Annotated in this window: 20 protein-coding genes; 3 read left to right on the top strand and 17 right to left on the bottom strand. The window is 42.9% G+C overall.

Translation table 11 applies throughout. The features are described from left to right. Positions 1-5: 5 nt before the first annotated feature. The 7 genes from polA to citZ form a co-directional block, all read right to left on the bottom strand. The gene (gene polA / locus RL70_RS13755) at positions 6-2,633 is read right to left on the bottom strand and encodes a DNA polymerase I (RefSeq protein WP_039044002.1); all 2,628 of its coding nucleotides are present in this window, start codon (positions 2,631-2,633) and stop codon (positions 6-8) included. 97 nt (positions 2,634-2,730) lie between these two features. After that, on the bottom strand, positions 2,731-4,155 hold the full coding sequence (pnpS, locus tag RL70_RS13750) for a two-component system histidine kinase PnpS (RefSeq protein ID WP_039043971.1): 1,425 nt from the start codon (positions 4,153-4,155) through the stop codon (positions 2,731-2,733). Beyond that, positions 4,152-4,862 carry a response regulator transcription factor gene (locus RL70_RS13745; RefSeq protein WP_039043970.1) on the bottom strand — a complete coding sequence of 237 codons (711 nt, stop codon included), beginning with the start codon at positions 4,860-4,862 and terminating at the stop codon, positions 4,152-4,154. The genes pnpS and RL70_RS13745 overlap by 4 nt, the downstream gene beginning before the upstream one ends. A 13-nt stretch (positions 4,863-4,875) precedes the next feature. Next, complete coding sequence (locus tag RL70_RS13740) at positions 4,876-5,355, bottom strand: MaoC/PaaZ C-terminal domain-containing protein (RefSeq protein WP_039043969.1); 480 nt, start codon at positions 5,353-5,355, stop codon at positions 4,876-4,878. Positions 5,356-5,458: 103 nt separating this feature from the next. Beyond that, on the bottom strand, positions 5,459-6,397 hold the full coding sequence (gene mdh / locus RL70_RS13735) for a malate dehydrogenase (protein ID WP_039043968.1): 939 nt from the start codon (positions 6,395-6,397) through the stop codon (positions 5,459-5,461). Positions 6,398-6,813: 416 nt separating this feature from the next. After that, a complete protein-coding gene (gene icd, locus RL70_RS13730) occupies positions 6,814-8,082 on the bottom strand; it encodes an NADP-dependent isocitrate dehydrogenase (protein ID WP_039043967.1) in 1,269 nt (422 codons plus the stop codon). 69 nt (positions 8,083-8,151) lie between these two features. Further along, a complete protein-coding gene (gene citZ, locus RL70_RS13725; RefSeq protein ID WP_039043966.1) occupies positions 8,152-9,267 on the bottom strand; it encodes a citrate synthase in 1,116 nt (371 codons plus the stop codon). A gap of 189 nt (positions 9,268-9,456) precedes the next feature. On the opposite strand from citZ, the gene RL70_RS13720 reads away from it, so the two are divergent. Next, a complete protein-coding gene (locus RL70_RS13720; RefSeq protein ID WP_082003422.1) occupies positions 9,457-10,434 on the top strand; it encodes an AI-2E family transporter in 978 nt (325 codons plus the stop codon). Here the strand turns inward: RL70_RS13720 and RL70_RS13715 are convergent. The 8 genes from RL70_RS13715 to RL70_RS13680 form a co-directional block, all read right to left on the bottom strand. Next, a complete protein-coding gene (locus RL70_RS13715; RefSeq protein ID WP_039043965.1) occupies positions 10,424-10,807 on the bottom strand; it encodes an FxsA family protein in 384 nt (127 codons plus the stop codon). The two genes, RL70_RS13720 and RL70_RS13715, sit on opposite strands and share 11 nt — an antisense overlap. A 58-nt stretch (positions 10,808-10,865) precedes the next feature. After that, the gene (gene pyk, locus RL70_RS13710) at positions 10,866-12,626 is read right to left on the bottom strand and encodes a pyruvate kinase (RefSeq protein WP_039043964.1); all 1,761 of its coding nucleotides are present in this window, start codon (positions 12,624-12,626) and stop codon (positions 10,866-10,868) included. A gap of 33 nt (positions 12,627-12,659) precedes the next feature. After that, positions 12,660-13,619, bottom strand: coding sequence for a 6-phosphofructokinase (gene pfkA / locus RL70_RS13705; protein ID WP_039043963.1), 960 nt, complete (start codon positions 13,617-13,619; stop codon positions 12,660-12,662). Between the two features lie 38 nt (positions 13,620-13,657). Next, on the bottom strand, positions 13,658-14,611 hold the full coding sequence (locus RL70_RS13700) for an acetyl-CoA carboxylase carboxyltransferase subunit alpha (protein ID WP_039043962.1): 954 nt from the start codon (positions 14,609-14,611) through the stop codon (positions 13,658-13,660). Continuing rightward, on the bottom strand, positions 14,608-15,471 hold the full coding sequence (gene accD, locus RL70_RS13695; protein WP_039043961.1) for an acetyl-CoA carboxylase, carboxyltransferase subunit beta: 864 nt from the start codon (positions 15,469-15,471) through the stop codon (positions 14,608-14,610). Before accD ends, RL70_RS13700 begins: the two co-directional genes overlap by 4 nt. Next, positions 15,465-16,127: a FadR/GntR family transcriptional regulator gene (locus RL70_RS13690; protein WP_039043960.1), complete on the bottom strand. Its 663-nt coding sequence runs from the start codon at positions 16,125-16,127 to the stop codon at positions 15,465-15,467. Before RL70_RS13690 ends, accD begins: the two co-directional genes overlap by 7 nt. Positions 16,128-16,292: 165 nt before the next feature. Further along, positions 16,293-19,373 carry a DNA polymerase III subunit alpha gene (locus tag RL70_RS13685; protein WP_039043959.1) on the bottom strand — a complete coding sequence of 1,027 codons (3,081 nt, stop codon included), beginning with the start codon at positions 19,371-19,373 and terminating at the stop codon, positions 16,293-16,295. 18 nt (positions 19,374-19,391) lie between these two features. Further along, the gene (locus RL70_RS13680; protein WP_039043958.1) at positions 19,392-20,333 is read right to left on the bottom strand and encodes a bifunctional oligoribonuclease/PAP phosphatase NrnA; all 942 of its coding nucleotides are present in this window, start codon (positions 20,331-20,333) and stop codon (positions 19,392-19,394) included. Between the two features lie 97 nt (positions 20,334-20,430). Between RL70_RS13680 and RL70_RS13675 the strand changes: the two genes are divergently transcribed. Then, a complete protein-coding gene (locus tag RL70_RS13675; RefSeq protein WP_039043957.1) occupies positions 20,431-20,751 on the top strand; it encodes a YtpI family protein in 321 nt (106 codons plus the stop codon). Positions 20,752-20,773: 22 nt separating this feature from the next. Here the strand turns inward: RL70_RS13675 and RL70_RS13670 are convergent, their stop codons facing one another. Both RL70_RS13670 and RL70_RS13665 read right to left on the bottom strand, forming a co-directional pair. Then, positions 20,774-22,081, bottom strand: a complete 1,308-nt coding sequence (locus RL70_RS13670) for a DRTGG domain-containing protein (RefSeq protein ID WP_039043956.1) — start codon at positions 22,079-22,081, stop codon at positions 20,774-20,776. A 99-nt stretch (positions 22,082-22,180) separates the two neighbouring features. Next, complete coding sequence (locus RL70_RS13665) at positions 22,181-22,861, bottom strand: metal-dependent hydrolase (RefSeq protein ID WP_039043955.1); 681 nt, start codon at positions 22,859-22,861, stop codon at positions 22,181-22,183. Between the two features lie 109 nt (positions 22,862-22,970). Here RL70_RS13665 and RL70_RS13660 point away from each other — a divergent pair, with 109 nt between their 5' ends. Then, positions 22,971-24,065, top strand: a complete 1,095-nt coding sequence (locus tag RL70_RS13660; protein ID WP_039043954.1) for a Xaa-Pro peptidase family protein — start codon at positions 22,971-22,973, stop codon at positions 24,063-24,065. Positions 24,066-24,689 lie beyond the last annotated feature (624 nt).

Raw genomic sequence — 24,689 nt, 5'->3', positions numbered from 1 at the left:
TTCCCTCACTTCGTGTCGTACCAACTTGCACCATAAGCAGAATCCACTTTAAGGGGAACATCCAGTTCCAACGCAGACTCCATCACTTCAGGTACGATTTTCTTCAATTGTTCTAATTCTTCTTCAGGTGCTTCAAATATCAGTTCATCATGTACTTGCAACAGCATACGAGCTTGTAATCCTTCTGTTTCCAGACGTTTGTCCATATCGATCATCGCTTTTTTAATAATATCCGCGGCAGTCCCTTGAATTGGTGTATTCATCGCAGTACGCTCTGCAAAGCCGCGCAAGTTAAAGTTCGAACTTGTTATATCAGGAAGATAACGGCGACGGTTCAACATCGTAGAAACAAATCCACGTTGCTTCGCATCGACGATAATATCATCCATATACTGCTTTACTCCTGGGAAGCTCGCTAAATACGTGTCGATAAATTCAGCAGCTTCCTTACGAGGAATATCCAAACTCTGTGATAAACCATAATCACTAATCCCGTATACAATTCCAAAGTTTACAGCTTTAGCTGCCCGTCGCATGTTCGATGTTACTTCTTCTTTAGATACTCCGAATACGTCCATCGCAGTTTTCGTGTGGATGTCTTCCCCTGCACGGAATGCTTGGATCAGTTTTTCATCCTGTGAAATGTGTGCAAGCACACGCAGCTCGATTTGTGAATAATCCGCCGCAAACATGATCCAATTAGGTTCTGAAGGGACAAATGCAGCACGAATCTTCCGTCCTTCTTCCAAACGGATAGGTATGTTTTGTAAGTTCGGATTGATTGAGCTCAAACGACCTGTTTGCGTCAACGCTTGCTGGAAACGTGTATGAATTTTACCGTCTTCGTGGATTTCTTTCGACAATCCATCGATATACGTCGATTTCAACTTTCCAAGCTGACGATACAACAGAATATGTTCAATAATTTCATGCTCAGGTGCTAACTTTTCCAGCACATCCGCAGCCGTGGAATAGCCTGTTTTCGTTTTCTTAATTGGCGTTAAGCCAATCTTTTCGAAAAGAATCACTCCAAGCTGTTTTGGGGAGTTAATGTTAAACGGCTGTCCCGCCAACTCGTAAATTGTAGTTTCCAAATGTCCAAGTCGGCTCGTCAATTCCGTACCGATTGTTTGGAGTGTGTCCAAATCTGTTTTCACACCGGTGGATTCCATTTTCCCTAAAATTTTTGCTAGCGGCAATTCCAGATTATGATACAGCTCGTATTGCTCGTTTTGACGAAGTTTTTCAGAAACGGTCTCATACAAATTCCAAACTGCAACGGCTTTGGTGCCCGCATGCTGAGCGATTTCCTCAGTTGCTGGAACTGCTTTTTTAGCACCTTTTCCATATACCTTTTCGTCTTTCTGTATTCCATTCCAGCCGACTGATGCAGCCGCTTCTGATACATCGTCAAAAGACAAGGATGGATTCACAATATAGGCAGCGAGTGTTAAGTCGAAATCGATTCCTGAAACAGGAATGTCAATTGCCGCCAAAGCTGCAAAAAGGGCTTTCGCATCCGTCGTGAATTTCTTTGTCTCAGAATCAGCGAGCCACTTTTTCAACACTACATCCTGTTTCAAATCATTCATCGGCACATAAAAAACGTTTTCACCGTTTGTCATTGCAAGTCCAAATAGTTCCGATGTTAAATAGTTATCGTCCATCATTTCCAAGTGGACTGCCATCTGTTCGGAGAGATCCGCTTCTGTTAGTTTGTGTTTAGTTTCTACTTCAATAGCTTCGACAGGCTCTGTTTCAGCGCTTTCTACACCCATTTTTTCAAGGAGCGTTGTGAATTTAAGTTCTTTATACAAAGTTGTAAGTTGTTCTTCGTCCGGTCCACTATAGGATAAATCCTGAAGGCCAATTGTAATTGGAGCATTCACTTCAATCGTTGCCAGCTGCTTACTCATATACGCCTGTTCTTCGTTATTCGTTAAGTTCTCTTTCAACTTTTTACCACTTATCCCGTCAAGAGACTCGTATACGTGTTCCACAGATCCGTATTCTTTCAACAGTTTCAGCGCAGTCTTTTCACCAACACCTGGTACACCAGGAATGTTATCCGATGCATCTCCCATCAAGCCCTTCATATCGATGATTTGAAGAGGTTCGATCCCATACTTTTCTTCAATATGTGCAGGCGTATAGAGTTCCATATCGGTGATCCCTTTACGTGTGATGCATACAGTTGTTGAAGCCGTCGCAAGTTGCGTCAAGTCCTTGTCTCCAGAAATGACAACAGTTTTTGCCCCCTCTTCACTAGCAGTACGGCTTAGAGTTCCAATGATATCGTCTGCTTCAAAGTTCTCCAATTCATATTGTGGGATATTGAAAGCAGTCAATAATTTACGCAAGTATGGAAATTGTTCAGATAGCTCAGGTGGAGTTTTTTGTCTCCCTCCCTTGTATTCACTGAACGTACTATGCCGGAATGTGGTCTTCCCCGCATCCCAAGCAACGAGCACATGGGTCGGCTGCTCTTCCTTTAAAATATTTTGCAACATCATCGTGAATCCATAAACTGCATTTGTATGGATACCACTGTCATTTGTTAATAATGGCAATGCAAAAAATGCACGGTAAGCCAAGCTGTTTCCGTCAAGTAATACAATTTTTTTAGTCGTCACGTAGCTCGTCCACTCCTTCATAAAAAAACGTCGTCTCCCTCCATCTTACCACGTGGGTAGGATGAAATGAAAACGACGAGGTCCTTCTCTATTCCCCTTAATGCGGGTGCTGATGGATGGGTAATTTTATGAAAAACTCAGATCCTTCCCCAAGCTCACTCTCAACCCAAATACTTCCATGATGCGCTTCAAGTAAGTGCTTCACGATCGCGAGTCCAAGTCCTGTACCGCCTGAATCTCGACTTCTCGCTAAATCAGCACGGTAAAATCGTTCAAACACTCTTTGTAGCTTTTCCTTTTCAATACCAATGCCTTCGTCAGCAATTGAAATCAAAACAGAATTATGATCTTTCTTTCCAGATATACGAATCGTTGTCCCTGGCTTGGAATACGAGATTGCATTGCTCAACAAGTTAACAAGTATTTGCATAAGGCGGCCGCTATCCGCCTCCATCACTAAGTCACCCATCTCTTCAATCTCGATCGTCATTTGTTTTTCTGCAAGTTTGCCAGAGACTAGCTGAATAGCCTCCTGAATTGTAGTTGCAGCATTGACTTCCGATAAGTTTAGAGTGAACCCATGCTGCTCAATTCCTGACAATTCCAGTAGATCAGACACAAGAGAATGCAGACGCCCGCTCTCTTTTTCGATAATGGTGATGAAGTCCCGTGAAATTTCAGGGTCCGAAAGCGCTCCATCCAGCAGCGTCTCTGCAAATCCTTTTATCGACGTAACGGGTGTTCGTAATTCATGGGAAACGTTCGCGACGAAATCTTTTCGGACTTCTTCAAGTTTAATGATCTTGGAAATATCGTGGAATACCACAATAATTCCCAACCAATTCCCATGTCGCCCAATAACGGGAGCACCATAAACCGTCAAGTCGAGAGGGCCATATTCTTGCTGAATTCGAATTTGTTGCTCATGAACTTGTTCCGACAAAAAAACATCTTCGATTAATTTCTCAGCAGCTAACGGCAGACCAATCTCTTTATAGGATTTTCCGATTGCATCAGAAGAGGACGCGTGAAATGTCTGCGCAAAAACCCCGTTCATCAAATTAACGGTTCCTCCTCTGCCGAGCATCAGCAAACTGCTACCGATACTTTCAATAAGAGTTTTGAGCCGCTCTTTTTCCATCGACCTGACAATTTGAGTCTCCTGACCATTCCGTGCAATCTGGTTAATGGAAACAGCTAAATTCCCAAGATCCTTGAATTCACTCACGCTCGCACGGGTTTTGTAATCGCCACCCGCGAGTTTCCTTGCCACCAGTGTTAGTTCGTCAACTGGTTTTGTAAAATGATAGATAACTCGCGATACGGTAAACAAACTTAAGACTAAAAACAGAACAATAACCGCAGTTAAATAGAGTAAAAACTTTTTCTCCAACGATGAATCTACGTTAGTGTCCACTATATTGAAAAATTGACTAATGACAATCCACAAAACAATTGAAAAGACAACTAGTGTAGCACTAGTTGTTAGTAGAATCCTTGAGGAGTGACCTTCTTTTTTCATGAATATTCCTCGAATTTATAACCGATTCCCCGCACCGTTTTAATAGAACGTGGTTTTTTCGTATCTTCTTCAATTTTATCGCGAAGATGACTAATGTGAACATCGACAATTCGAGTATCTCCACTAAAGTCATAGTTCCATACTGCGGATAACAGCTGATCTCTTGATAAGACACGATTTTTGTGTTTCATAAGGTGCACTAGTAGCTCAAATTCCTTTGGTGTGAATTCTAGTAGTTCACCATTCAGTTCAGTCTGATAGCGCTCAAGATAAACCGTCAATCCGTTGATACTAATACTATCACTTGGCTGCTTCGGACCATTAGCACGCCGCAAAACCGCTTTTACACGCGCTGTCAGCTCACGCGGACTAAATGGCTTGGTCATGTAATCGTCAGCACCAATCTCCAATCCTAATACTTTGTCGGTCTCATCGCCTCGTGCTGTCAACATGATAATAGGAGTTTCCACATTACGTTGCCGTAAGTTCCGACAGACATCGATACCATCCATCCCTGGGAGCATGATATCCAACACAATTAGGTCAGGCTTATTCTTCGTAGCTGTTTCCAAGGCTTCTACACCGTTATTAACTACTATTGTACGATAACCATTCTGTTTAAGATTGTAGTCAAGAAGTGTACAAATCGACGGGTCGTCTTCTACGATTAATATCGTTTTCGTTGAAATCGCTTCTATAGTTTCCATATTTGTCTCCATATCAAAAATTATCCAGTGATTGTGAAGTTAATTGTTTTTCTTTCATTTCAGGTGCCGCAACGCTAACAGATCCGGTAATTATCTGATTCCCAGATTCATTTAAGGCACTGACAAAAATTTCAATTCTATTCTCAACGGTATGAACTTCCTGAACTTCCAATGTGATCGCTACAGTTTCATAATGATACACGGGGACGGGAAACTCCAAATGTTGAGCAAGAATATAGGAACCTGGACCTGGTAAGTATTTAGAAACTGCTGAAGTGATAATACCGGTCAGCATGAGTGTCGGTACAATCGGTTTTTTGACGTCAGTCTGTGAAGCGAAATCATGTTGAATATAGATGGGATTCGGATCGTTCGTTAACCCGAGATAAAGCAGGAGATCTCTATCTTCGATCTTTTCAGTCAATTTAAGTTTCTCTCCAACCTTAATATCGTTAATCCCTCTTCCGACTCGTCTCTTTTTACCAAGTATCAAAAAAAGTCCCCCTTATTAGGTACTATCCTTCTTCTTTAAAGTCTATCATAAAACAAAAATAAATCGAGTAGTGTCTACTGACACTACTCGATTTATTAGACTATCAGGCGAGCACTTGCATGACTGCTTTCACGGAGTCTGCGGATTTACTCAATGCCTGTTTTTCTTCATCTGTTAGCTCAAGCTCAATAATCTTTTCGATGCCATCTTTACCGAGAACTGTTGGAACCCCCAGGTAAATCCCGTCCATTCCAAATTCGCCTTCCAGATAAGCAATCGCAGGAATAATACGTTTCTGATCTTTAAGAATTGCTTCTGCCATTTCAACAAGTGATGCAGCTGGCGCATAATAAGCTGAGCCGTTGCCAAGCAAGTTGACAATCTCTGCCCCACCTTTACGTGTACGTTTTACGATTTCTTCAATTCGTTCTTCTGAAAGCAATGAAGCGATAGGAACACCACCAGCTGATGAATAACGGACGAGTGGTACCATGTCATCACCGTGACCACCTAGTACAAATCCAGATACATCCTTCACTGAAACGTTTAGTTCTTGTGAAACGAACGTGCGGAAGCGTGCTGTATCCAGAACCCCTGACTGTCCGATAACCCGCTCTTTCGGTAATCCTGATTCTTTGTAGACCGTATACGTCATCGCATCGACTGGGTTTGTTAAGACTAAAATGGTTGTATTAGGTGAGTACTTCACAATTTCAGCTGTCACAGCCTTCATGACCTTCTGATTTGTCTGCACAAGATCATCCCGACTCATTCCTGGTTTACGCGCAATGCCCGCTGTAATGATAACAATGTCCGAATACTTCGTGTCTGCATAGTCAGCTGTCCCCGTGATGGACGCATCGAACCCTTGCACCGGACTTGCCTCCTGCATATCCAGTGCCTTCCCCTTCGTCGAACTCTCCATATTCGGGATATCCACCAACACCACGTCACACAATTCTTTCTGAGCAAGCAAAAACGCAGTCGTAGCCCCCGTAAATCCAGAACCAATAACAGAAACCTTTTTACGAATCATAGACACACTAAAACTCCCTTTCAGAAATGAAATTTGTGAATCACTAAATTCAATGAGGTAACTTCCACCTAAAAACCCCGTTGATTGAAGCGGCAGGCGGCGACTCCTGCGGAATAAGCGAAGATCGAAGACCCCGCAGAAAAAGCTGTAACGAAGAACAGCTTTTGCGAGTAAAAGCGAAGCGTTAGGAGCACCTGTTAGGCTGCCTTAATTTCTGTAAAGTGCACAGAAATACGGCAAATCGAACTCTTCGTGGTTCGATTGGCTGAGATCGAGCCCGCGGAAAGCGTCCGCCTAGAGCGTAAATCAACACCGTCTAATTTCCGAATCTATTTTTATATAAACAAAAAGCAGAGGCTACAATTAAAGCTCTGCTTTTTGTCTCTTACTTATTGTGTACCTGTCGATTACGTATCGTAAACTTATAGGTTTTTGATTAACTCGTCAGCGAACTCAGAAGTCTTCACTTCAGTTGCGCCGTCCATCAAACGTGCGAAGTCATAAGTAACCACTTTAGAAGCGATTGTCTTTTCGATTGACTTCGTGATCATGTCTGCAGCTTCGTTCCAGCCAAGGTGCTCAAGCATCATAACGCCAGAAAGAATAACAGATGATGGGTTTACTTTGTCAAGACCTGCATACTTCGGTGCAGTACCGTGAGTTGCTTCGAAGATTGCGTGTCCTGTTAGGTAGTTAATGTTAGCGCCTGGTGCGATACCGATTCCGCCGACTTGCGCAGCAAGAGCGTCAGAAACGTAGTCACCATTCAGGTTCATCGTAGCAACAACGTCGAATTCTTTGGGACGTGTCAAGATCTGCTGAAGGAAGATATCAGCGATAGAATCTTTAACGATGATTTTGCCTGCAGCTTCAGCGTCAGATTGAGCTTTGTTTGCAGCGTCTGTACCTTTTTCGTCTTTAATGCGGTCGTATTCGTTCCATGTGAATACTTTGTCGCCGAATTCTTCTTCAGCCACTTCATATCCCCAGTTTTTGAATGCGCCTTCTGTGAATTTCATGATGTTTCCTTTGTGTACTAGTGTCAATGATTTACGGCCTTCTTTGATTGCATAGTTCAAAGCACCGCGAACTAGACGTTTTGTACCTTCTTCAGAAATCGGCTTAATGCCAAGTCCAGAAGTTTCAGGGAAACGAATATTTTTAACGTTAAACTCATCTTGTAGAAACTTGATAAGTTTTTTAACTTCGTCAGAACCTTCTTTGTACTCGATTCCTGCGTAAATATCTTCTGTGTTCTCACGGAAGATGACCATGTCACAGTCTTCAGGACGTTTTACTGGTGAAGGAACACCTTCGAAGTAACGTACTGGACGTAAGCATGTATAAAGATCAAGTTCTTGACGAAGAGCAACGTTCAATGAACGGAATCCGCCGCCAATCGGAGTAGTCAAAGGGCCTTTAATCGCAATTAGGTATTCTTCAATCGTATCGAGTGTAGCTTGTGGAAGCCATTCTCCAGTTTCGTTGAATGCTTTCTCTCCTGCCAACACTTCTTTCCAAACAAGTTTACGCTTACCGTTGTACGCTTTATCTACTGCACCTTCAAGTACGCGAGAAGCAGCATGCCAGATATCTGGACCTGTTCCATCACCAATGATGAATGGAACTGTTGCGTGATCGGGAACGTTTAATACACCGTTTGTTACTGTGATTTTACCTTCGTTAGCCATTATAATTCCTCCCAAAGTCATAAGTATAGGGCCGGTATGATGATATACCGCCCCAAAGATTTTTGCTAATTAGCGCTGATCGATTGGCACATATTTTTGCATATCAGGTCCGATGTACTCGGCACGAGGTCGGATCAGACGGTTGTTATCATACTGCTCTAGAATGTGCGCAATCCATCCAGAAATGCGGGAAACCGCAAAAATCGGAGTGAATAGATCATGATCAATCCCAAGTGAATGATAAACCGAAGCTGAATAAAAATCAACGTTTGGCGGTAATTTTTTCTCGCCTGTAACGATTTTCTCAATATGCTCGGACATACGGAAATATTTACCTTCTCCGCGAAGTTCAGTTAGCTTTTCAGACATTTCGCGAAGGTGCTTGGCACGTGGATCTCCTTTACGGTAGACACGGTGGCCGAAGCCCATGATCTTTTCTTTGTTCGCAAGCTTGTTGTGGATGTACTCGTCCACTTTGTCTTCGTCGCCAATTTCCATTAGCATTTTCATAACTTGTTCGTTAGCGCCACCGTGCAATGGACCTTTAAGTGCTCCAATTGCAGCTGTTACGCCAGAATACATATCAGAGAGAGTTGCAACACAAACACGTGCAGTAAATGTGGATGCGTTTAACTCATGGTCTGCATGCAAAACAAGTGCTTTGTCAAATGCTTCAATTTCAATTGCTGCTGGTTTTTTTCCATTCAGCATGTAAAGGAAGTTTGCAGCATATCCAAGTGTTGTATCAGGAGCTACTGGCTCTTGGCCTTTACGAATACGCGCAAATGCAGTTACAACTGTTGCAATTTTCGCTTGGAGTTTAATCGCCTTCAGATAGTTTTCTTCTTTGGACATATCTTCAGCTTTCGCGTCATATAACCCTAATAAGGAGATTGCTGTGCGCAATGCTGCCATCGGGTGGACGTCTTTGATTGGATACGTTTTGAAATGAGCGAGCACTTCTTCTGGTACGGACATGTTGTCTGCCAATTGCTGCTTCAATTCAGCTAGCTCATCTTCTTTCGGTAGACGCTGGTGCCAGAGAAGATAGACGACTTCCTCGAAACTTGCATTATTTGCAAGATCGTCAATGTCGTACCCGACGTATGTAAGGGTATCATCGATGATTGAGCTGATCGCGGATTGTGTCGCTACAATCCCTTCTAAACCTTTAGTAGATGTCATGAAACTCTCTCCTTCAGTCAGCAGCCTTCTAACCACCCGTTGGTTTTTTGTCTACCGGTTGGGGCAGTCGGCTGATCTGCTAATATTGTTTCCGCCTAAAAACGCTTACAAGACTCATTATAATCAACTTTGTCTGTTTTGTGAATGAAAATGCATGCGATTTCCAGGAAATCTATTAAATCGGAGTGAATTTCTATCAAAAAGTGGAATAATACAACCTTTTTTAAACAGTACATTGTCCCGTTCCTACCTGGAGTAATCGGTGGAATCTTTATATTTCTAGTTCCCCCAGCTGGTATCGCAATCATTCTAGCCTATTTCGCAGCTCCTGTTGTGAACTTCACCAATCAAGTCCTGCGTTTACCTAGGACACTTTCTACTTTGGTCGCCATGTCCGTTATCATCAGTTTGGTAGTAGGGATTTCAACCATGGCTATCCAAGGGTTAATCGACACATTACCGATTGCTGAGCGTCATTTGGAACCCTATACCGGAAATCAGGACTGGTCAGGTGTTGCAATTACATTTTTAAAAGAAAATGTACTTACAGCAGGTCACACTCTTGTTGAACACACATTCACATTTACAGGAGTTCTCTTTCAACAAGTGTTTACTCTCTTTATCTTTCTGGTCGCCTTTTTCTTTGCACTACGAGAAACAGGAAAAGACCGATTCTGGTTCCTGGTCTACTTCCCAGCATCGATGCGGCGTCAGGCACATCGATTATTTAAGAAGTCAGGAGAACTCATCGGTCATTTCATTTCCATTGAAGCTCGTTTAGTATGTCTAACATTTCTACTGTTGTGTATCGGTTTCTTTTTCCTATCGTTTTCATCACCTATCGGAACTGCCTTTGTAATATCCCTTGCCGACAGTCTGCCCTTCTTGGGAATCGGGTTGTTTCTCCTACCGATGATGCTTTTTTATTTTTATACAGGAAACTATGTATTCGGCTCAGCACTGCTTTTGCTCTACATCCTTACGCTTGTGACTCGCCAAATCGCAGAGTCCTATTTGTGGGCATCCACTTTCCGAGTAAAACCCGTCCATGCGTTCCTCATCACTGCCAGTTCGTTTTATTTGTTCGGATTGCCAGGAATTTTACTGACACCCTTCCTCTTGTTCACAGCGATGAAAATCAGACATCACCCGAAGTTTATCGAATGATGAGTGTCCCTTTTTTCATCTTCTTGTAAATTAGTTGAATGATAAAGGGACGAATCATTTTTCTCGGCCAACTGAAAAGTAATAGCAGACCAATCACATCTGTGATGAAACCTGGGACTAGCAACAGCAGACCTCCTGCAAAAATACACAACCCATCTATAATTGGCGGTCCAGGAGGATCTCCTGCAGCCATTCGTTCCCTAAATTCTACAATCGCTCTAAAACCTTGTCGCTTCGCCAAATAGGCGCCGCCAATTCCAGTAATGACAATTAAGGTGAGCGTCGGTATAACACCGAGATGGTTTCCAGCTACAAGTAGTAATGTGAGTTCACTTGCAGGGACGACTAAAAATAGAAGCAGTAACCATTTCATTTTCATGTCTCCTCTTTGAGAAAAACCGCTATCCTAAAATTAGGTAGCGGTTTTTTGTTTATAGAACTTTAGCATGGCCTTTATAAACAACGCCAGTTTCAGCGTCCATGGTGATTTCTTTGTCATGCTTGATAATTTCGGTTGCGTTTTTCACGCCGACAATTACCGGAATTCCTAAATTCAATCCGACGATTGCTCCGTGACTTGTAAGTCCGCCCTCTTCTGTAATGAGGCCAGCACATTTTTCAAGTACTGGTAGCATATCACGGTCTGTTGAATTCGTCACGAGGATTGCACCTTCTGCATCGAACGCTTCCGCTTCTGCTGCGGTACGCGCAACGATTGCTCGGCCATACGCTACAGATTTACCGATACCTTGTCCTTTTGCTAGCAGATCTCCGATAACATGGATCTTCATCAGATTCGTTGTACCTGCTTCGCCAACTGGTACTCCTGCCGTGATAATAACGACATCACCATGTGTGACATACTTATGTTTGACACTTTCTTCAACAGATTCTTCAAGAATCGAGTCAATCGAACTGACACGTCTTCCTGCAATTGGATACGCTCCCCAAACGAGTGTAAGACGACGTGCGACTTGTTCAGACGATGTTACAGCAATAATCGGGCATCCAGGACGATATTTAGAAATCATCCGAGCAGTCGTTCCGCTTTCAGTAGGAGCAATCACTGCATTCACATTTAAGTTAATCGCTGTGTAGGCAGCAGCTTGTCCAATAGCATCCGTCAAATTACCGTGCTTTTCTTTGCGACGTGTAGAGATGAAGGAACGATAATCGAAAGACTCTTCTATCTTGTTCGCAATCCGCACCATTGTTTCCACTGATTCTACAGGATACAAACCAGCCGCAGTTTCACCTGACAGCATAATTGCATCGGTTCCATCAAAGATTGCGTTCGCAACATCACTCGCTTCTGCACGAGTTGGGCGAGGATTCCGTTGCATGGAATCAAGCATCTGAGTTGCTGTGATAACAGGCTTACCTGCTTGATTACATTTTTTAATAAGTTGCTTTTGAATGACTGGAACCTCTTCTGGGGGAATTTCCACACCAAGATCTCCACGTGCAACCATTAGACCATCCGATACTTCGATGATGGCATCAATATTATCGACACCCTCTTGGTTTTCGATTTTAGGAATGATATGGATATTTGATCCACTGTTCTTTTCTAACAGTTCGCGTATTTCCAATACATCTTCCGCACGGCGGACAAATGATGCAGCGACAAAATCGACTTCTTGTTCAATCCCGAATAGGATATCTTCTTTGTCTTTTTCTGTGATTCCCGGAAGTTGAACTGAAACACCAGGAACGTTGACACCTTTTTTATTCTTCAGCTCTCCGGAGTTCATCACTTCAGTGTGGATCAGTCCTTCAGCTTTACTCTTACCTAGTACTTTCAACATGACAAGACCATCATCCAGAAGAATCGTATCGTCTTTATCCACATCGTCAATCAGTTGGTCATACGTAATTGAGAATCGCTCTTTCGTCCCAACTACTTCTTGCATAGATACGTCAATCTTTTGACCAGCTGTCAATTCGATTAGGCCGTTTTCCATCGAATGCGTTCGAATTTCCGGTCCTTTAGTATCTAGTAAAATTCCGACAGTCTTCTGTTTAGCAGCTGCTACTTTGCGAATAGCTTTTATGCGAAGAAGATGTTCGTCATGATCTCCGTGGGAGAAATTTAATCGTGCCACATTCATCCCCGCATCGATTAGCTGCTCAAGACGTTCTGGTGATTCACTTGCCGGACCGATTGTACAAACGATTTTAGTTTTTCTCATTGGTTCTGGCCACTTCCTTTTCACTGATTTCCATCAAATAGATAATTCTTTAGATAACGTATACATATCTTTCTCAAATTCAGAATCCCCATCAAATACACGTGTTAAATCATATTCGAGGACCTGATGATTTTTCATGCCAATCGCGACTGTTTTGCCACCGTTCTTCAGTGCTTCCACAGCGCGTGCACCAAATTGACTAGCAATAACTCGATCCCTAGCAGATGGAGAGCCACCGCGTTGAATATGGCCTAATACGGAAACGCGAGTATCAATGCCTTCTTCTGTACTTAATTTCTCAGCAAGCAAGGATGCAGACATTACACCTTCTGCGACAATTATGATACTGTGCTTTTTGCCACGATGCGTTCCCCGTCTCAGACGTTCAAGGATATCCGGTAAATCATACTTTTCTTCAGGGATGAGAATGGTCTCTGCTCCACCTGCAAGACCTGCCCAAAGAGCCAAGTCACCTGCGTTACGTCCCATCACTTCTACAATGAAGGTCCGCTCATGAGATGTTGCTGTATCTCGTATTTTGTCGATTGCATCAATGACTGTGTTCAATGCTGTGTCGAAACCGATTGTGAAGTCAGTTCCGTTAATATCATTATCAATAGTAGCTGGAACACACGCACAAGGTATACCGAGTTTCGATAGTTCTAATGCACCTCTAAACGAGCCGTCTCCTCCAATTACTACAATGCCTTCAATTCCATTCAATTTGCACTGTTTGAGCGCTTTTTCACGCCCTTCGATTGTAGTGAATTCCGGACAACGCGCTGATCGAAGCATTGTGCCCCCGCGTTGGATAATGTCACCTACGGATCCAAGTTGTAAAAGTTCAATTTTCCCGTCGATCAATCCTTGGTATCCATTGTAAACGCCTGCGACTTCGAGTCCTTCATAAATCGCTTTCCGGACGACAGCGCGTACAGCCGCATTCATACCTGGCGCGTCTCCTCCACTTGTTAATACAGCGATTTTCTTCATCCGTAACCCCTCCTTAAAACAAAGTAGAATCACACAAATTACTCAGAAAATACACCGATCTTCCTGAATTTATCATAACGGTCTTGAACAAGTCCATCAGCATCTAGCTTACTCAACTCGCTGAGAGCATTTGTTAAAACTGTTCGCATATTTTTCGCTTGTTGTTTCGGATCACGATGTCCTCCACCTAATACTTCAGGAATGATTTCATCAATAATATCCATCTTTAACAAATCCGGTGCAGTAATTTTCATCGCTTCTGCTGCTTCTTTAGAATACGCAGAGTCTTTCCAAAGAATCGAAGCTGCGCCTTCAGGGGAAATAACAGAATAGGTAGAGTGCTCAAGCATATAAATACGATTTGCTACGCCTAACGCTAGTGCGCCACCACTTCCTCCTTCTCCAATAACAATAGAAATAACAGGAACAGTGAGACTTGCCATCTCTACAAGATTGCGAGCAATTGCTTCACTTTGACCGCGCTCTTCAGCTGCGCGCCCTGGATAGGCACCTTTCGTATCAATCATACAAATGATTGGTCTGCCGAATTTTTCAGCTTGTTTCATCAAGCGCAATGCTTTTCGGTACCCTTCAGGATGCGGCATTCCGAATGTACGCTTTACATTTTCTTTTGTGTCTTTACCACGTTGATGACCGATAATTGTAACTGGTTCTCCATCAAACGAACCAATTCCTCCGACTATCGCAGCATCATCACCGAATGCACGATCGCCATGAAGTTCGATGAAATCTTCAAATAACTCACCAATGTAGTCATAGGTCGTTGGACGCTCAGGATGACGCGCCACTTGTACACGTTCCCATGTTTCCATGTTGCCATATATATCGTTTTCCAACTTGATCAAGCGATCGTTCAAGTTCCGAATTTCATCGGACAAGTCTACTTCGTTCGTCTCCGTGAACTCTTTTAGTTCCTGAATTTTTTCTCGTAATTTTATAATAGGCTCTTCAAATGACATGGTCTTTTTCATTGTGCTGCCTCCCCCTTCGTATGAAGTCGGATGATGCGAGAAAGCATATCCTGCAAGTCTACACGATGGACGACTGCATCCAACTGACCATGTGCAAGTAGAAATTCAGCCGTTTGGAAGTCTTCCGGTAACTTTTCACGAACAGTTTGCTCAATTACCCGGCGACCCGCAAATCCAATAAGCGCCTTTGGCTCTGCAAGATTAATGTCACCTACAGAAGCAAAACTTGCCGAAACCCCACCCGTAGTTGGATAGGTCATGATAGAGATATATAAAAGTCCATTTTCTGAGTGACGGTTTAATGCAACACTCGTTTTTGCCATTTGCATAAGGGACAGAACGCCTTCTTGCATGCGTGCACCACCACTCGCAGAAAAGATAAGCATTGGAATTCCGAGCTCTGTCGCTTTTTCGACCGCTCTCGTAATCTTTTCACCTACAACTGATCCCATGGAGCCCATACGGAAATGAGCGTCCATGACAGCGATTGCCACTTCGTTCCCGTCAATCTTTCCAGTACCTGTCAGCACAGCTTCGTTGAGTCCTGTTTTCTCCGCATCTTTTTTTACTTTCGCTGTGTATGCAGGAAACTCTAATGGATTTTCAGTTGCGAGATGATCATCCATGGACACAAACGTTCCTTCATCCATTAAGGAATCAATCCGTTCTTGTGCAGTCATTTTGAAATGGAAATCACATTTAGGACACACTTTAAGTAGCTTACCCAATTCTTTTGTCGGTTCAACATGCTTACATTCTGGACATTTCGTCATAATTCCTTCAGGTACATCGCTCTTAGACTTCGCATTCGGCATGATTGCCTGCTGTTTTTTCACATTTGTAAATAGGTCCCTTAGCATTCGTGTTCGCCCCTTCTTTCACCAATGACAATGTCAAGCCAGTCCGTATACCACATAATGGCTAGATGGCTATTACCGTTCATCATCTCTTTAAGTAAATTCGTTGCAATTTCTTTTTCGTCCTCCGCCATTGCTTCATGATACGGAACGCGGCTATATTGTTTCAATAAAAACCATATTTTCAACGACAAGCGATTTCCTGAAACCACTACGATCTCTTGCAACAACTCTTCCCTGATGATCAGGTCTATTCCTTTTAGTTTTCCTAAAAAGCTTTCCCATACAGGGAGTGTTCTTAGTTCAGGATCATTGGAAATACATTCAATGGCCGCTTTTTCATGAATTCGCCGTGTATCATCCACAGACTTTAATGATTGTGGATTTTGCATAATGAATGTAGAAAGAATTTCCACTAATTGATGCTTTTTATAGTCCGCGAGAAACGTTCCCTCTCCTCTTCTTGTTTCTATCAGTCCAAGAAGTTCAAGACTTCGGAGTGCTTCTCGAATTGTGGATCTACCAACTTGTAACCGATCTGCAAGCACACGTTCAGAAGGTAATTTATCCCCAATGACGGCACCTTCTTCTTTTATGATTGTACGCAGATCCGAAACAATATCCAGAAATCGTTTCGATGATGGACGAGAGTTTTCCATGTCCAAACTCCTTTTTATGCTACATTCTAAAGTGGTCAGACCACTATCCTTTATTAGTTTACAAAAAAGCACGCCTGTCGTAAAGTGATATCCGGAAATCCTTCTCAATCCAATATGGAGTTATCTACATCCCTATCCTTCAAAAGATTGCCTTCATAGACTCGTTTAGAAAGTAACAATCTCCTGAACAACTAGCTGTGGCTTGCCATTTCTCACTTCCACCGTACCTTGAAATACGAGTAATGACTGCTCTTTCAGCTCACTGCTACAGACCGCATATTGTTTAGGGAATAACGTACACGAAATCTCTCCAGTCTCATCTTGTAATTCGAGAAACGCCATCGCTTCTCCTTTTTTTGTTCGAATTCGCTTAACGTCCAAAACCATCCCAGCCAGTACCACCTTAGCTCCAGATGACTTTTCAAGGGCGTCTGCAATCGAATTCGATTGTGTAGTAAGTTGCTTTTTAAAAGAAGCAATCGGATGTTCAGATAAGTAGAATCCAAGTGTCTCTTTTTCATAGTCAAGTCGTTGCATATCAGACATCGTCCCACCTGGACTATATTTTGGACTGGCCATCCCTTTCATCATCCCTGCTAGCAAGTCTGTTTCATCAGAAGACGGTCTTACAAAGAGCGCATGTTTTCGTGCAGCTTCTATTGTTGCAAGCAGTACTTCACGTGTTTGACCGAATTCGTCCAACGCTCCTGACTTCACGAGAGGCGGAATTGTTTTTTCGGTGAAATTTTCAGCCTCGAGTACAACAGATAAGTCAAACAGGGTTTTCAGCGTCACTTCCTGCTGTCGCGCTCGTTTAAGAGTTGTATAAAACGGATAACTGATTCCTTTTACTGCGCTCAATCCAAGTCGGATAGATCCGTTTTCAGTTGTCGCTGACCAGTTACTTTTTGTAATCGACGGACCAAGAACAGGGATTCCCTTCGCTTTCACTTCCCGCATAATTTCCATCGTCTTCTCCGGAGAACCAGCTAACACAGATAGGCATCCTGCATAAAAGTATTCGGGTTTGTTCGCCTTCAAGTACGCGAGTTGGTAGGAAATCAACGAGTAGGCCACCGCATGACTCTTCGGGAATCCATAATCAGCAAATTTTACAATTAGCTCGTAAATATCACCTGCAATACTTTTAGGGAAACCGTTTCGCTGTGCGCTTTCTGTAAAATGGACGCGTTCTTGCATCAGCACATCTCGTTTCTTTTTACTGATTGCCCGTCGTAACAAATCCGCTTCCCCCAGAGTAAACCCTGCGATCTGAACGGCGATCTGCAAAATCTGTTCTTGGTAAACAATAATGCCATACGTCTCTTTCAAAATCGGTTCTAGCGCGGGATGCATGTAGTGAATCGGCTCCAGCCCTTTCTTCCTTCTACTATAAAGAGGGATGTTTTCCATAGGTCCAGGACGGTATAAGGCATTAATGGCATAGATATCTTCAAAAGCATCCGGTGAAATGTCACGGAGCGCTTTACGCATGCCAGGTGATTCGAACTGAAAAACACCTAACATGTCCCCTTTTCGGAACAACTCCAATGTCCGGTTATCATGAAGCGGGATTGTATCTAGTGATAGGTCCTCCCCTGTTTCAAATCGAATCATTTTACGTATCCTGTCAAGCAATGTCAGATTACGCAAGCCGAGAAAGTCCATTTTCAGAAGCCCTGCTTCTTCCGAGTCATTCATAGCCCACTGCGTTAAATAGATGGAATCTCCTCCACTTTGTAACGGAACAGTTTCAACAAGCGGAGTTGGCGAAAGTATGACCCCTGCAGCGTGTGTAGATGCATTTCTAGGTAACCCCTCTAAGGCGAGAGATACCGTATACCAACGAGTACGCACCTCATCTTGTTCAATCCATGTTTGCAGCTGTGATGATTGGCTCACTTTCTCTTGAAGAGTTTTCCCTGGAGCATCAGATAACATTTTAGAAAGGGACGTCATATCTTCGTTCGAAAATCCAAATACCCTCGCTGTATTGCGTGCAACGGATTTAGCAGATAACGTACCGAACGTTATAATTTGGGCGACATGCGCTTTCCCGTATTTTTGTGCAACATACTCTACAACTTCCATTCTCCGTGTATCAGCAAAATCGACGTCAATATCCGGCATCGTCACTCTGCTTTTATTTAAAAACCGTTCAAAGATCAGCCCATATTTCAAGGGGTCTACAGCAGTAATCCCAAGAGAAAATGCAACGAGTGATCCCGCAGAGGACCCTCGTCCTGGCCCAACTTCAATATCCTTTTGTTTTGCATAGGCAATGAAGTCTTCTACGATTAAGAAATAATCTTGATATCCCATTTCTACGATGACATCCAATTCGTACCGCAGTCGTTCCTCGTATGCACTGGAAATCTGATCAAACCGTTTTTGCAACCCTTTTCTACAATGGATTTCAAGCAGTTGTGCTGCCGTCATCTTCTCACCAACTGGAAATTCCGGCATGAGTAAATGCTTTTCTGGCAACTGGACATCGCAAGCTAATAGCATGTCTGCCGCCTTCTCAAGCCATTGCTCTTTACCTACAAACCATTGTTCCAACTCTTGTTGCTCAGGAACGTAAGCGTCTATGTATAGATTTTCAGGACGAGCTGGATCATTCAGTTTGTATCCATCTCGAATCGCTTGAGCTGTCTCGAAACTGAATGCATCTTCAGGATTAATAAATCTTGCTTCATGACTTGCAACGATGGCAAGTCCTTCTGAAGCCGCAAGTTGTTCAATCACTGGTTCTTCAGAATGTATCGCTCCAGCCGGTCGTGAAACCCCTATATAGATGTCTTCAGTCGAGCAGTGCATTTTCAATCGTTGAATCGTTTCTTCAGTTCGGATTTCGTTCCAAGAGGGGTCTGTAAGCGGGAAGATAACGGCGCAGTTCGCAGTATAGGATTTCAACCATTTTTCTGGTAAGTTTTCAGGATCTCGTGTTGCAGCAGCACTGCTAATCTTTAACAACTGACGAAAGCCTACTTCATTTTTGGCATAGATGTAACATATTGGCGTTTCTCCAGTCGACAGTTCAATCTTCACAGAAAGTCCGATGACTGGATGAATGCCATACTTTGTCATCACTTTCCAAAACGATCGGATACCTGAAAGAGTCGAATTCACAATAGCAGCCGAAACAGCCCCTCTTCTTTGCAGAAGAGGAGCCAATCTGTCAAGCTTTATAATGCCGTTAAGTAAATCGGCTCCCGTAATAATTTGCGGATAAACAAGCTTCATTGTCTATCCCTCCATTCACTAGTTACACGCACATAACTTTTGTACTTTCTGAATCACTTCATCGGCTTCTTCCCAAGTCCTTACAGAGGCACCTGCAGCAAGCGGATGTCCGCCACCCCCATATTCAGCAGCCAAACCATTGATCACAATTCCTTTAGAACGCAATCGAACACGAATCTGGTCCGCTTCTTCGACAAATATTAACCAGGCAGAGATGCCTTTTACATCACCAAGTGAACTTACGAGTGAAGAAGTTTCTTCTGCTTTCACATCAAATTCATCCAAGATTGTTTTTTTGAGTTTAATATAAGCTGCTCCATTTTCATCTATCGTGAAGTTTTGGTAGACGTACCCTTGCAAGTGAAGCAGATTTCGTTCTACCTCGTACATCCCTGCAAAGATTTGCTGACGGTCAAAGTTGTATTTGATCAATTCGCTAGCAATTTCAAACGTTTTACCTGTCGCACTTGGATACATGAATCTCCCTGTATCACCGACAATTCCAGCAAATAGGAGTCTAGCAGATTCATCTGGAAGCTGCCATCCTTTAACGTCTCTTCCTTCGGCAAATAATTCATAAATCATTTCCGAGCAAGAACTCGCATCTGTATCAATCCATAAAACATCTCCATATGGATCCACATTGGGATGATGGTCGATCTTCGCTAAAAAGCTCCCTTTTTTGTAGGCTTGTCCATCTACACGTTCTGTGTTTGCTGTATCTGTCACAATGACTAATGCACCTTCATACATGTCATCGGAAACAGGATCTTGTCCAGCCAGAAATGACAACTGGCCATCATCACTTCCTGTCGCGTAGACATTTTTGTCCGGATAATTTGCTTGTATTAGTTTCTTTAAACCTACCTGCGACCCAAATGCATCCGGATCGGGACGGACGTGCCTATGAATAATAATGGTGGAATACTGTTCAATTGTGTCAATGATTTGTCTTTTCATTTTTCAATTCCTCCGTTATTTAAAGAATTACGGTCGCATTTGAGTTGTAAAGCCGCTACAATAGAAGGAGTGCTGGATTCTTTTGGAGGGCTATGCTTTGAAGACTTTAAATTTTGTACTTGTATTCTTTATTATTGCTTCGGCAGTATTCTATTTTTACTTTAAAACTCGACAGTTCCGGACAAGCCAGGTATTCCCGATTCGAAAAAAGATGTTTTCATCGAAAGCAGGAATGTTTTTAGGACTCCTGCTAGTCTTTTTCGGAATTAATCAGCTGTTGCTATTTGGAGGGGTTACGACTTACGTGATCTCTGGAATCTTCATCGTACTTGGAGGCTATGTGTCCATCTTTAACTGGAAAGCTGTTCGGTATTACAACCAATTCGTTGACGAAGAAACAGAATTGAACAAGCGCTGATGCCCATGCATCAGCGTTTTTTTTATCGCTCCAACAACTGATAAGTGACCAGCGATTTGCCGATCATTTCACCTTCTGCATACAACGAAATTTCCATCTTCACGACCCGCCGACTCATATGCAAAATTTCGGGTTCAACCGTTACCTTACTCCCAAGCTGGACATGTCTCATAAAGTAGATCGATAAATTCTCAGGAACACTTTCCCCGCGCTTATAGAGCTTGATGGCACGGTTACCTGTTTCCGCTAGCAACGTAGTTAGTGCACCATAAGACAAGGAGCCAAGCTGATTGGTCATCTGTGGAACCACTTCAAAAATTACGTTTTGAGGATTTTCTGTATCAGAGTGCATTTGATTTTTCACAATATCATCGATGGTTTGACCTTGCTGTGGCTGCCGTTGCGCCAATTGAAAAGCTTTCAGAACATCTTGTCGGCTAATGACTCCATCCAACAGGCCTGTTTCCGTTACTACAGGGAGCAAATCGATTCCTTCCCAAACCATAATGTGGCCAGCTGAAGCAACGCTCATCTTTCCCGTCGCTGTAATCGGCGAGGCTGTCATGACCTTTCCAAGCGGTTCGGATTCCTGTTTTCCGACGACATCTTTAGACGTGACCATTCCTACTACTTTTCCATTCCGCTCAATGACCGGAAACGCAGAGTGGGAAGTTCTTTGGCTCAATTCGTTAAATTGACCAACCGTCTCTTGAATGAACAACGTAGAAGTATTTGAAAGTGGGTGCTGGATATCTTCTACGAGAAGGATATCCTTCTCAATCATCTGGTCAGATATCGCACGATTCAGCATGGTTGCAACGGTAAACGAGTCATAACTTGTCGTGATGACCGGCAAATCGAGTGAATTAGCAAGCTCTTTCACTTCTTCCGTCGTATCAAAACCACCTGTTACAAGAACCGCAGCCCCTTCGCTTATTGCTAATTGGTGTGCTTTTTGTCGATTTCCCACAATGAGCAAGCTTCCTGCGTCAATATAACGACGTATATCATCCAGTTGCATCGCACCAATCAGGAATTTAGTCAGAGTTTTATGCAAGCCTCCGCTACCACCTAGTACACTTCCATCCACAATATTCACAACTTCAGCAAACGTCAGTCGCTCAATATTCTCTTTTTTCTTCTTTTCGATGCGTACTGTACCGACACGCTCGATTGTATTAACAAGTTTGTTATTTTCCGCTTCCTTAATCGCTCGGTAAGCTGTTCCTTCACTTACTGTGAGCGCTCTTGCAATTTGCCGTACTGAAATTTTCTCACCAACAGCGAGCTCTTCAATGTGGCGCAAAATCTGTTCATGCTTTGTCGACATTGCATTCACCTTTTTCTATGTATGCCTTTCTTCAGTTTACCATAAATCCATAAAAAATAACCGAGCTGAAAGAGATTTATCTCTGCCAGCCCAGTTGACTCAAATCCGGGTCACATCTCCCGCTTCCATCACAAGAACTTCATAGTCTTTCACAAGTTTTTTAAAGTCTTCAGGATCTTGAACGATTGGTGGAAATGTATTGTAATGTACTGGCACGGTCAGCTTCGGTGAGAGAAGTTCAACCGCATATGCAGCATCTTCAGGTCCCATCGTAAAGTTATCACCTATTGGTAAAAATGCGATATCGATGTCATGACGCTTGCCAATTAGCTCCATATCTCCAAATAGAGATGTGTCCCCTGCGTGGTATATCGTTTTTCCTTCTGCCATAAACAGGATTCCTGCAGGCATTCCCATATAAATCAGCTGTTGGTCATCTGTTGTATAGGATGAGCTATGAAACGCTTTCGTAAACTTCACTGTTCCAAAATCGAATTCACAAGCTCCTCCGATATTCATGCCGTGGGTTTCTAGACCTTGCCACCCGAGCCATACCGCAAGTTCGTTCGGCGCTACAACTAATGCCCCACTCGCTTTTGCAATCTCAATCGTGTCGCCTACATGATCATTGTGTCCATGCGTCAACAAGATGACGTCTGGTTTTTCGTTCGCCACGACTAAATCCGTTAAATCATTTCCTGTAATATAAGGATCTATCAAAATTACCTTGTCGCCTGTTTTAATCTTAACAATTGAGTGTCCATGATATGAAACTTCCATTGAATTCGTCACCTCCACTTATTGTTCTATCCTTTTTATCAATTCGTGAAACCATATGTAAACCCTCTTTTTTTGGTATGATAGTTAAGTGAATTAAGGAGGAATAGTCATGACAAAACTTAAAACGATTCAACAGTATCTACAGGACAACAACGTAGAAGCGGCATTCGTAACGACACCTGATAACGTATTTTACGTATCAGGCTTTAGCAGCGACCCCCACGAAAGGCTTCTTGGTGTGATGATCTTTAAAGACGCAGAACCTTTCATCGTCTGCCCACTCATGGAAGTTCCTGATGTGAAGTCTGCAGGCTGGACTTTTGGCACGGTCGGTTACGAAGACACAGATGACGCTTGGGAGTTTGTACAAGCTGAAGTAAAACGCAAGGTGAGCGAACTTAATACGATTGCAATTGAGAAATCACATCTTACCGTCGAACGTTTGGAACGTATGGAAGAACTCTTCCCATCAGCTCAATTTTCCCGCTTGGATGAACAATTAAATACAATGCGGAGCCATAAGGACGCATCAGAACTCCAACTACTACGTGAAGCTGCAAAATTAGCAGACTACGCGATTGAAGTGGCGTGTGAGAATATTGCTGAAGGTGTCACTGAATTGGAACTTCAAACAGCAATTGAGTTTGCGTTGAAGAAAAAAGGCGTCCAGAAGATGTCGTTCGATACGACGGTTTTATCAGGTCCGAAAACCGCATCTCCACATGGTACTCCGGGAGAACGTAAAATCCAGCAAGGTGATTTTGTGTTAATGGATCTTGGAGTTGTTCATAAAGGGTATTGTTCAGATATTACTAGAACGGTTTCGTTTGGTGAACCGTCTGCTGAACAGTTGAGTATTTACGAAGCAGTACGTTTTGCGAATCAGGCAGCAATCGATCTAGTAAAACCAGGAGTTCGTGCAAGTGACCTTGATAAAGCTGCACGTGAAGTGATTACTAAAGCCGGGTATGGAGAGTACTTCACTCACCGTCTAGGACATGGCCTTGGTATTTCTGTTCACGAATTCCCTTCGATCCACGGCGCTAACGACTTCCAACTTGAAGAAGGAATGGTTTTCACAATTGAACCAGGCATCTACAACTCAGCAATTACTGGCGTTCGTATTGAAGATGACGTCGTCGTAACAGCAGATGGTATTGAAGTGTTAACGAAGTTCCCGAAAGAACTTAAGATTATTAAGTAAATAGAAGAAGCAGAGGCTTAACTTACTAGACTGCTGAAAAACTCATGGTTTTCTAGCTAACAACTTGTATGTCCTAACAAAAAGGCACCCTTTCGTTCAAACCTGAATGAATGGGTGCCTTTCCTCTAGTTTTTCTTACTTAACTTCCTTTTCAATGACAAAAATGACTTCTCGGCAAAAGTCTAGTTCACCCCACATCTTTTCAAAGATAATATTTGCAGGAACTTTTGTATCATCGATATGATAAACTGCTATTTATACACTTTTCGATTTCTCCGTTTGAAATACTATAGGTGACTTTTGTTGATAACATGATCATAGGTTGCCATCTAGGAACTGAGTTGTAAGGTTACTTGATAAGAAATGATTGAGATATCACCTTAATGTAATGCATTTATTATACAACAAGGTCAAAGAGCCCATCATCCGTTTCACGGATAATGAGCTCTTTATTTTTTAATATGAAATACTGACCCCACATTTATGGATGATTGACACACCCGTTGATTGGAGCGGAAGGCGGCGACTCCGGAGGGATCAGCGAAGATTGAAGACCCCGCAGAAGCAAAGCGACGAGGAGGCTGAAATCAAGCCCCTCGGAAAGCGTCCGCCTGGAGCGCAAAT

The organism is Sporosarcina sp. ZBG7A (genome assembly GCF_000813425.1).
Classification (GTDB): Bacteria; Bacillota; Bacilli; order Bacillales_A; family Planococcaceae; genus Sporosarcina.
The sequence above is the reverse complement of the archived record's forward strand: the minus strand, read 5'-3'. Positions and strand labels throughout refer to the sequence as shown.